Source organism: Wolbachia endosymbiont (group A) of Tromatobia lineatoria (genome assembly GCF_964028565.1).
Classification (GTDB): domain Bacteria; phylum Pseudomonadota; class Alphaproteobacteria; order Rickettsiales; family Anaplasmataceae; genus Wolbachia; species Wolbachia pipientis.
On sequence record NZ_OZ034791.1, the window covers coordinates 1,179,798 to 1,189,513 of the forward strand.

The window sequence follows — 9,716 nt, forward strand, 5'->3', positions numbered from 1 at the left end:
CTCTACGTCATACCGCCGCAGTATCTCTTAGCCGCTAACACGTACTTAACCGTCATACCGCGATTCATTCGCGGTATCTCATCCGCTAACAAGAGATCCCGCTAACATGTAGCGGGATGACGAATTGCTTAACCGTCATTCCGCCGCAGTATCTCTTAGCCGCTAACACGTACTTAACCGTCATACCGCGATTCATTCGCGGTATCTCATCCGCTAACAAGAGATCCCGCTAACATGTAGCGGGATGACGAATTGCTTAACCGTCATTCCGCCGCAGACCGTCATACCGCCACGAACTGTCATACCACCACGAACCGTCATACCGCGATTCATTCGCGGTATCTCTAGATCCCGCTAACACGTAGCGGGATGACGGTTGTCAGGGTGTCATGAAAGTAGCTGACTACTTGGATCTGGTAGGCTTAAATCACAATGCCCGTAAAGCTGCGACCCTAGAGCTACTATCTCTCACCCACTGCAAATATTGCACGGTACTATCCACTTGATCATCGTGTCGAGTTTCAGGAAACATTAAAATCTCATACTCAAAATCGTTCAGCCATACTGCTTGGTGCGGCAGAAAAACCTTGCCAGACTCTATAATCGGAACAATTTGATAAAATCGAGTGAGTTTGTCATCATGTGGTACTATTTCGATAATTGGTAAATCACTGTTTGTCTTTAGCTCTTGCACCAATTGCTGACCACTTGTTTTTGCTTCGATTAAAATTGCGTGCGGTGTCCATCTTGCAGCTAGTGACAGAACTTGCTCTTTAAGCTTTGGATACTCAAGCTTTGCGCGATATACATCGAGTAAATAGAATTTATTGCCCACTTTTGTCCAGGTGGTGCAGACGCTAAAGTTGCTCATGCTGCTTGTTGAAACTGCAGTGTCCCAGCTCTGAGTGACATATGAGAGACTATCAGAAAAATTTCTATAGCGCTTCAGCCACTCTCGTTTAATTATACCACTTGAAAGTGGCAGAGGGTTCTGTTGATATTGTGCAGCAAAAGCGTAACTCCCAAGTTCGACTTTTATCATCTTAACTTCTTTTTTTCCTCCATAGAGGGGATATAATAGCTGGCCTTCTTCTCTTGAGTATAACATCTTTGCAGGTCTAGCACGCGATGCTGTTTTATTACTGGTTGTAGTTACTTGGATGACAGAAACAGGATGCGCTGGCTTTTTGATTGAATAGATAATCTTCTTATTTTCAGAAATCATCGGTAAGCAAATATGATGCCATATATTTTTTGGCTTGGAGAGAAGGTGTCCGGTTAAGTCCTCCTGGTGTAGCCTGTGCATTACAAGAACGATGACTCCTTTTTTTCTATCGTTCAGCCTGGTTACTAAAGTCTGATCAAACCAGTTTGTGGCACGCTTTCTAAGCGTTTCACTCAAAGCTTGAGCAGAACTGAGCGGATCGTCCACAATGATAAAATCACCACCTTCACCAGTTAGTGTTCCACCAACTGATGTTGCGATTCTGTATCCTCTCTGCACTGTTTGAAATTTGTATTTGGTATTCTGATCTTTGGATAGTTCTACCTCTGGAAATAGCTCTCTATACCAACTAGACTGCATTATACACCTTGTATCGAGCGAGTGTTTTTCGCTAAGCAGCCGGGAGTAACTTGCAACTATTATTCTTGCAGTGGGCTGATTTCCCAGTATCCATGCGGGCCACGCAACGCTTATGCACAGGGACTTCATTGAACGCGGAGGCATATTGAATATTATTCGCCTCATTTTGCCAACATTTGCCGCTTCAAGTCTGTCTGCTATGACTTTTATATACTGATAATCATTATACTCACACCCCGGCACTACCGTTTGAAAGCATAACTCAATGAATTTTAGAAAGTTCATGATATAATGTTGAAACCAGCACGTGACGCTGGGATGACAAAAAAAGGAGCACTGGGATGACACCCTACTTAACCGTCATACCGCCGCGGTATCTCTTAACATAGATCCCTTACTTAACCGTCATACCTTAACATAGATCCCGCTAACACGTAGCGGGATGACGATTGTCGTTTAGCCATAAATATTTAAGAAATTTACCAAATGAAAAAAAAGGCAAAGAATCCCCAGGGTAGCCAGTATTCAAATTCTCCCTTGTTCTATTTGACGTCTTTTGATGTCTTGAACGCTTTATAAGCGCGTTTCTGCTTGTATAGGTAGAAACCTAAAAGTTTTATAAAGACATGAGGTGCACATAGTGCAAAAAATTAAGCATGATTTACGCCAAATACAAAGTTCCCTTTGTCGTTTTAATCTGCAGATTGCGAAGATAAATAAATAGCTTCATTTTCATGATAAGGGCGCTGGCGGAGTTTGTCAAGCAAGTTTTTTGCAATATCAGGGGATAATTTCGACCATAAATCCCTATCAATAAATTTTAACAAAAATACTTTAGTGCATTTTCAAATATAAGCATTCCATCGCCATATTTTGGCACAGCAACACCTAAACGCTTGCTCTTTTCTTTTTCAAGGGGCCAATTATCTTGCTGGGTAAAAAATATTCCCCTTTCTGGATGGGGCATTAAAGCTAGCACTCTTCCACTTTTATCTGATAAAGCTGCTAGGTCGTATGTAGATCCATTCGGATTGTAAGGAAATTGTAGGTTAGCATAGTTGCCATTTTTATCAATGTAACGTAATGCGGTGGAATTGCTCTCAATCAATTGGTTCAAAATATCTTGATCCATAAAAAATTTGCCTTCCCCATTAGCAATAGGGAGATATAGTTCACTCAGACCCCGTAGCCAAACAGAATTACTCTTTGAATTAACTCTCACTCTAATCCAGCGGCATTGGTAATTGCCTATATCATTATGGATTAAAGCTAGATTAGAGAACTCTGGAATTAATTTTACTAATATCTGACAACCATTACATATTCCTATAATCAGCTTGTCCTGAGATAAAAACTCTTGAAACTCATCCAACAAGTTGTTTTTAATACGTAAAGCAAACGCATTACCAGCACCAGTGTCATCACCATAGGAAAAACCCCCTGGAATTGCAAGTATATTGCTTAATTTCAGTTCACCTGGATTATCTATGATATCGTTAATGTGAACGATTTTTACTTCAATATTACCAATACCAAGTTTTCTGCTGCATTCCATAAATGCAAATGCAGTTTCTTTTTCGCAATTTAAGCCATAACCAGATAGGACTGTGATTTTCATGAATTGCTAAAAATTAAAAAATTCGAATTTCCTTTTTACAAAATTTGCTACTAAATTTAACGCAAATAACACCAATAATAAAGCTATAATTGCGATAGCAGCAAGTTCAACAAATGCAATTTCAGGATTGCTTGACCATATGTATATTTGCACAGGTAGAACAGTCGCCGGATCGAAAAAGGACGTAGGTGTATCAGCAATAAATGCCACCATACCCATCATAAGTAAAGGAGAAGATTCACCTAAAATCCTTGCAATTGCAAGCACAGTACCATGTATTATTCTTGGTAACGCAATCGGTAAAGAGTGATCTAATATCACCTTGATGTGAGGTGCACCGAGCGCAAACGCTGCATCTTTTATCGTAATAGGAACATTCGCAAAGGCATTTTTTGTTGCAATTATAATATTAGGTAACATCATAAATGAAAGAGTCATTCCACCAACAAGTGGTGAAGAGCGTGGTAGCCCAAATATGCCAAGATAGAGAGTTAAGCCCACTACACCAAATATTATTGAAGGCACTGCAGCAAGATTATTTATGCTAATTTCTACAATATTAGTCATTAGCCTATTTTTAGGCATAAATTCGTAAAGACAGATGCCCGACATAATTCCTATTGGTAATGCTAATGCTAGGCACACTATAATTGTCATTAATGAACCGATAAACGCTCCTAAAATCCCTGCATTTTCAGGTTCACGAGAGTCAGATTTAAGGAATAAAGACTTATTAAAAAATTTTTTCACTCTCCTCTTTTCTTTTAGCCAATCAAGTAATTTAGCATAACGATCATTCAAATATTTATCTTTATTTATTGAATTAATTATACTTGACGCGGTAAACCAGATCTCATATTCACCACTATCTTTTACTTTCTTACGAAAAAATTTCTCTAGTTCTTTGTAAGAATTACGACTTAAAATTTCGTCACCGTCTTTAAAATCAGTTCCTCCAAACACCTTACGTAAAGAATCGTTGAGTAAGCCAATGGACTTATACCGCAAATCACTAGGATTACTCGCCAAAGTAAGATCAGCATTTATTTCAACTGGCAATAAAATTTTCGTTACTGTTAAGGCACTGTAAGAGTTAACTAATATACTCAACAATATGCACACAGGACAGCCAAGTGAGATAACTAGTGCCGTGAAAGAACAAAAGCGTAACGCTCTGTTCTTTTTATTTTTCCTTTTTATACGAGCATGTACACGCCTTGACTGAAGTAATTTAAGGAATTTTTTCTTTATACTCATTTATTTTTCTTTACACGAGGATTTGAAAAAACTTTCCCCTTTTTTGTCATGCAAGTAGCTGACACTGGGATCCAGCAGGCTTTGCCTGCAAATAATTTTTACATTTTCCATGAAAGCACAAACCAAAAGGAGAATAATGAATGCTGGATCCCAGTGTCGGAGCACTAGGATGACACCACAGCGGGAGGCAAACACAATGTTCGTACAGTTGTGTGTCACGCACTGGGATGACAAGAGAGAGTTCTGAGATGACACAATTGACATCACTCCCTATTGTATCTACTTAGATTTCTTTTTAACATAAGTAGTACGCTCTTTGATCCTTGCAGCTTTTCCAAATAGTTTGCACAGATAATACAGTTTTGCTCTACGAACCTTTCCTTTTCTTGTCACTTGCACTGAAACCAGTGCAGGAGAATAAACAAAAAACTGAGACACTATACTTTCTCCATGGCTCACTTTTCTGACTGCAAAAGAAGAATGTAACCCGCGGTTCCTTTTTGATATACATACACCTTCAAATATCTGTATACGTTCACTTGTACCGTCAACTACTTTAAAAGTGACCTTCAAATCATCGCCAGGACGAAATTCTGGTATTTCTTTAGCTAACACTTGCATTTGCTGTTCGTTAAATTTTTTAAGTAAATTTGTCATTTATCTCTCCACTCAATAATTCAGGCCTACGCTTTTTTGTTATAACATGAGACTGCTTCTGCCTCCAATCACTTATTTTTTTGTGATTGCCAGATAACAAAACCTCAGGTACTTTATATCCCTTCCACTGCTCAGGTCTAGTATATTGAGGATATTCAAGTACACCACCACCATAATTAAAACTTTCTTCAGTAATACTATCGGTATTATTTACTACACCTGGAAGAAGTCTAATGCATGCATCAAGAACCACCATTGCAGCTGGCTCACCTCCTGAAAGTATATAATCTCCAATACTTAACTCATAAGGAGTATACGCATCAATTATCCTTTGGTCAATACCTTCAAATCGACCACACAATATTGTTATATGAGGAAACTCTAATAATTCTCTGGCAATATTCTGATTAAACTTAGTTCCAGATGGAGTCATGTAAATAAACTTAGTGTTTTTATGAACAGAGAGCATACTATCTACTGCATCACCAACTACATCAGAACGCATAACCATTCCTGCTCCACCTCCATATGGAACATCATCCACAGTTGAATGTTTATCTTTCGCAAAAGAACGAATATTTATTACTTCAAGGTTCCATATTTTTTTTTCTAACGCTTTTCCGGCAAGAGAATAGTTCAAAAACCCCGGGAACATTTCTGGGAATATGGTTAATATTGTAACATTGAATGCCATTAAGGTTTATTTTAAGTTATTTGGGGCTATACTCTAAGAATAGTAAATTGATATAATATATAGTTAAATTAAACATGTCACTGAATAAAACGATATACGAAGGTAAAGCGAAAGCCATTATTGAAACTGAAGACTTATCAATTGTCATACAGCACTTTAAAGATGATGTTACAGCATTCAATAAGGAAAAATATGAAATAATCGATGGTAAAGGAATAATTAATAATCATATTAGTGCTTTTATCATGGAAAAGCTTGAGAAAGCAGAAATTAGCACACACTTTATAAAAACTCTAAACGAAAGAGAACAGCTAGTCAAAAAACTCAAGATAATACCTCTTGAGGTAGTAGTTAGAAATGTCGCAGCTGGCAGCTTTTGCAAACGTTTTAATATCAAAGAAGGTGAGAGGCTTGCATCTCCTATAATCGATTTTTTTTACAAAAATGATGACCTAGCCGACCCAATGGTAAGTGAAAATCACATACTGTATTTTGATTGGCTATCTAGCAAAGAAATGGATGAAGTTAAAACTACAACTTTAAAAATCAACGAAATATTAGTTCACCTATTTTCAAATGCAAGTATATATTTAGTTGATCTCAAGTTAGAATTTGGCAGATTAATAAATGACAGTACTAAAATCGTTTTAGCTGATGAAATTAGCCCTGATAACTGCAGATTATGGGATAAAAATACTTATAAAAAGCTAGATAAAGATGTCTTTCGTTTGAATTTAGGAGATTTAAAGGAAGCATACCTAGAAGTTGCAAAAAGACTGTCAGTAAAGTTAGGTTAACTAAATACTACTCTATCAAGTGGAGGGTTACATGCCTCATCAAGTTTTCCAATAATTTCAATTTTTTCTCCACGTTTTTGGAAATGATTTTTCACGTTTTGCATATTCTCAGAACTTACGATCAATACCATACCAATACCACAATTAAATGTTTTTAGCATTTCTTTCTTCTCTATTTTACCCTCCTTTGTTAGCCATAAAAATATATCTGGCCATTTCCAGGAATTAATGTCTATGTTTGCAAATAAGTTTTTTGGAAGAATTCGCGGAATATTGTCTACCAAACCACCACCCGTGATGTGCGCAATACCTTTTACTTGTGACATGATAGGCAGCAAAGAATCAACATATATTTTTGTTGGTTCAAGTAGTATTTCACTCCAAGATTTATTATTCCATAGAGATGTATCGTTATAATTTATACCTAAGCTTTTGAAAACATGGCGCACTAAAGAAAACCCATTTGAGTGAATTCCACTTGACTCTAAGCCAATTATATAATCACCTGCTTTCATCATACTACAGTTTGGAAGAATTTGCTTTCGATCAACTACACCAACCACAAACCCTGCAAGGTCATAGTGATTATTACCATACATTCCAGGCATTTCTGCAGTTTCCCCACCAACCAATGCTATTTTAGCTTGCTTGCACCCCTCTGCAATGCCCTTAACCACAGATAATAAAACATCTTTGGTCAAAACGCCTGTTGCAAAGTAATCAAGGAAAAACAAAGGCGTTGCTCCTTGTGCAAGTAAGTCATTTACACACATTGCAACTAAATCTATACCTATAGTATCATGTTTATTCACTTCTTGAGCTATCAACAGTTTCGTACCTACTCCATCAGTTGAGGAAACGAGTACTGGATGGTCATACTTCTTACTTAGTGCAGCAAAATCAAATAACGCAGAAAATGAACCTATTTCGCTGATTACTTCTTCTCTAGTAGTTTCTTGAGCAATAGGCTTGACTTCTTTTATTAACTTATTATATAGTTCAATATCTGTTCCTGATCTGGTATAAGTATTCATAATCCTTTTATAAATTTTAAAATTGTTAATACTATATTAATGCCTTGATATAAAAAGTGCAACGAAACTTTCTCTTAATTGACTATTATATACTTACCAATATAGGGTAACTTAAATCATTTATAATTATCCAATGAACGAAAATACCAAAAACATACTGTTAATAACGGAACTGCTATCAGGACGGCTGCTTCATGACTTTGCTAACTCTATGAATGGAATAACGTTTGGCGTAGAAGAGCTTGAAGTAATAGATAAGAATGATGCTGATGCGCAGAAGGAAGCGTTGTTGTTTCTTAAAGAAAGCTCCGATGATTTAATATATAAACATAAAGTTATGAAGCAGGCATATTCTTCTTCAATGGATAATTATAGCTTTGATAAGACCAAATCTAATATCGAAAATTATTTATTAAAAAAAAAGTAAAGCTTACGTGGAAAATAGACGCATACTCTGCAAAAAATAAGGAAGATTTAATTGAAAAGATAAATAAGATAATTTCTAATATGGTGCTAACTATAGCCAGTGCAGTGGCGGAAGTTGAACTAGTATATGTTTTACTGAGTCAAATAGAAGATAAAATGCTATTAACTATAAAAATTCTAAATGAACACAAACCAATAAGCAAATCATTAGTAGACAAATTAATCAAAAAAAATGACACTAATTTAAATACAAAAGATATTAATATCTATATGACCTCTTTATTATTAGAGTACTATAACACTGAAATGCATTATACTTGCGAAAATAATTTGCTGGAAATAGGTTTAACTATAACTTGAGTTGCATATTTGGTTATTACAACTTTTTCTTCGTGTCAAGGCATTCCCCGACAAGGGGTACCAAATCTAATTTTTGTAATCACTTAAGTCTAGTACTATTTTATTAATGTAGCGCTCATTTGCATCTTTGATGATAAACTTCATACCATTTTTATATTTAATGACTTCATCTACAGAAGGCACTTTACCAGCAATCGAAAGAATCAAACCACCAAGTGTAACATAGTCTTCTTCAGGGTCACGTAATTCTATTTTTAGATCCTCTTCTATATCTTTTATAAGAGCCCTTGCTGATACTTCAAACTTATTTTGAGACAATTCAGTAATGGTATATTCTGAATTTATTTCGTTTTCACTATCAATGTTTGGTATTAGTTCCTCTATAAGATCAGTCATTGAAATTAAACCATCAGTTCCACCATATTCATCCAATACGATAGCTAAGCATGATTTAGAAGAGTTCATCCTAACAAAAAGATTAGTTGTCTTCATCGAGGGTGGAACAAATATTACGCTTTGTATAATATGTTTCAGATTAAAATTTTTATCCCTATTAAAAATAACATCTTTTACATAAAAAAAGCCTATTACGTTATCAAAGTTATTTTTATAAATTGGTATTTTAGTGTGGCAAGTGTTTTTTATCTTCTTTATTATTTCACGCTCGCTTGACTCAATGTCTACTGCGCATATCTCTGTACGTGGAGTCATTATATCCATTATACCACAATCGCGGAATTTTAATAGACCATTAAATATATTAAGGTCTGGCAGATCTTTCATTAATGCCTCAGTCGCACACTTTTTCAACACAGAAGCTTTTTTGAAAAGGAAGAGAAAAATTCTATATGCTATTTTTTCTACTAAGGTTCTTTTTTTACTCAATTTATTCCCTGTAATGGCAAAAACGTTTTCAGATTAGATTTATCAAGAAAACTGTTATTAAATGTTTAATAAGCATGTGAATAATGTCAAATTAATTTGTGAATTATTTGTTGATATAAAATACCAACAATTGATCAACAACTTTTTCAACAACATATACATAGTTGTGTAACAATGCATGATGGTAAAGTATTTTCCATAAAAGAAAATTACTAACACTCTAAACACCTTACTTATACACATAAATCATAACAGAAAATCAATAATATACGAAAGTTACTCACATATTTATCCACAAGTTGAACAACGCCAATTTTTACTGAATTTTAAGTTAGTAACAAGTTATTGATAGAACTATTATTATTACTATACTTTAATATACAAAAGAATAAATAGAATAGAT

11 protein-coding genes are annotated in these 9,716 nt (G+C 35.4%); 3 read left to right on the top strand and 8 right to left on the bottom strand.

What is annotated here, in order from left to right:
- Nucleotides 1-427: 427 nt before the first annotated feature.
- The 6 genes from terL to trmD all read right to left on the bottom strand — a co-directional run bounded on the left by terL (nucleotide 428) and on the right by trmD (nucleotide 5,811).
- Nucleotides 428-1,870, bottom strand: a complete 1,443-nt coding sequence (gene terL, locus ABWU48_RS06200; RefSeq protein ID WP_264705897.1) for a phage terminase large subunit — start codon at nucleotides 1,868-1,870, stop codon at nucleotides 428-430.
- Between the two features lie 535 nt (nucleotides 1,871-2,405).
- On the bottom strand, nucleotides 2,406-3,203 hold the full coding sequence (locus tag ABWU48_RS06205; RefSeq protein WP_353288364.1) for a phosphoribosylformylglycinamidine synthase subunit PurQ: 798 nt from the start codon (nucleotides 3,201-3,203) through the stop codon (nucleotides 2,406-2,408).
- Between the two features lie 6 nt (nucleotides 3,204-3,209).
- Nucleotides 3,210-4,460 (bottom strand): phosphate ABC transporter permease PstA, encoded by a 1,251-nt coding sequence (gene pstA, locus ABWU48_RS06210; protein ID WP_015589336.1) that lies wholly within the window; start codon nucleotides 4,458-4,460, stop codon nucleotides 3,210-3,212.
- Nucleotides 4,461-4,506: 46 nt separating this feature from the next.
- Nucleotides 4,507-4,683: a hypothetical protein gene (locus tag ABWU48_RS06215; RefSeq protein WP_220468281.1), complete on the bottom strand. Its 177-nt coding sequence runs from the start codon at nucleotides 4,681-4,683 to the stop codon at nucleotides 4,507-4,509.
- A gap of 56 nt (nucleotides 4,684-4,739) precedes the next feature.
- Nucleotides 4,740-5,117: a 50S ribosomal protein L19 gene (rplS, locus tag ABWU48_RS06220; RefSeq protein WP_006279489.1), complete on the bottom strand. Its 378-nt coding sequence runs from the start codon at nucleotides 5,115-5,117 to the stop codon at nucleotides 4,740-4,742.
- The gene (gene trmD, locus ABWU48_RS06225) at nucleotides 5,101-5,811 is read right to left on the bottom strand and encodes a tRNA (guanosine(37)-N1)-methyltransferase TrmD (RefSeq protein WP_007549279.1); all 711 of its coding nucleotides are present in this window, start codon (nucleotides 5,809-5,811) and stop codon (nucleotides 5,101-5,103) included. Before trmD ends, rplS begins: the two co-directional genes overlap by 17 nt.
- Before the next feature lie 74 nt (nucleotides 5,812-5,885).
- Here trmD and purC point away from each other — a divergent pair, with 74 nt between their 5' ends.
- Nucleotides 5,886-6,608, top strand: coding sequence for a phosphoribosylaminoimidazolesuccinocarboxamide synthase (gene purC / locus ABWU48_RS06230; protein WP_010081959.1), 723 nt, complete (start codon nucleotides 5,886-5,888; stop codon nucleotides 6,606-6,608).
- Here purC and purM read toward each other — a convergent pair.
- A complete protein-coding gene (gene purM, locus ABWU48_RS06235; protein WP_353288365.1) occupies nucleotides 6,605-7,642 on the bottom strand; it encodes a phosphoribosylformylglycinamidine cyclo-ligase in 1,038 nt (345 codons plus the stop codon). The two genes, purC and purM, sit on opposite strands and share 4 nt — an antisense overlap.
- A gap of 133 nt (nucleotides 7,643-7,775) precedes the next feature.
- Here purM and ABWU48_RS06240 point away from each other — a divergent pair, with 133 nt between their 5' ends.
- Together ABWU48_RS06240 and ABWU48_RS06245 are read left to right on the top strand one after the other, a co-directional pair.
- Nucleotides 7,776-8,069 (top strand): hypothetical protein, encoded by a 294-nt coding sequence (locus tag ABWU48_RS06240; protein ID WP_006280049.1) that lies wholly within the window; start codon nucleotides 7,776-7,778, stop codon nucleotides 8,067-8,069.
- Between the two features lie 80 nt (nucleotides 8,070-8,149).
- Nucleotides 8,150-8,428, top strand: a complete 279-nt coding sequence (locus tag ABWU48_RS06245; protein ID WP_410542083.1) for a hypothetical protein — start codon at nucleotides 8,150-8,152, stop codon at nucleotides 8,426-8,428.
- A gap of 66 nt (nucleotides 8,429-8,494) precedes the next feature.
- Here the strand turns inward: ABWU48_RS06245 and ABWU48_RS06250 are convergent, their stop codons facing one another.
- The gene (locus ABWU48_RS06250; RefSeq protein WP_007549273.1) at nucleotides 8,495-9,313 is read right to left on the bottom strand and encodes a transporter associated domain-containing protein; all 819 of its coding nucleotides are present in this window, start codon (nucleotides 9,311-9,313) and stop codon (nucleotides 8,495-8,497) included.
- Nucleotides 9,314-9,716 lie beyond the last annotated feature (403 nt).

Excerpts from the sequence above, each read along its gene's own strand:
- ABWU48_RS06245 (WP_410542083.1), top strand. The coding sequence starts at position 8,150 with ATGGTGCTAACTATAGCCAGTGCAGTGGCGGAAGTTGAACTAGTATAT.
- ABWU48_RS06240 (WP_006280049.1), top strand. The coding sequence starts at position 7,776 with ATGAACGAAAATACCAAAAACATACTGTTAATAACGGAACTGCTATCA.
- rplS (WP_006279489.1), bottom strand. The coding sequence starts at position 5,117 with ATGACAAATTTACTTAAAAAATTTAACGAACAGCAAATGCAAGTGTTA.
- trmD (WP_007549279.1), bottom strand. The coding sequence starts at position 5,811 with ATGGCATTCAATGTTACAATATTAACCATATTCCCAGAAATGTTCCCG.
- purC (WP_010081959.1), top strand. The coding sequence starts at position 5,886 with ATGTCACTGAATAAAACGATATACGAAGGTAAAGCGAAAGCCATTATT.
- pstA (WP_015589336.1), bottom strand. The coding sequence starts at position 4,460 with ATGAGTATAAAGAAAAAATTCCTTAAATTACTTCAGTCAAGGCGTGTA.
- purM (WP_353288365.1), bottom strand. The coding sequence starts at position 7,642 with ATGAATACTTATACCAGATCAGGAACAGATATTGAACTATATAATAAG.
- ABWU48_RS06205 (WP_353288364.1), bottom strand. The coding sequence starts at position 3,203 with ATGAAAATCACAGTCCTATCTGGTTATGGCTTAAATTGCGAAAAAGAA.
- terL (WP_264705897.1), bottom strand. The coding sequence starts at position 1,870 with ATGAACTTTCTAAAATTCATTGAGTTATGCTTTCAAACGGTAGTGCCG.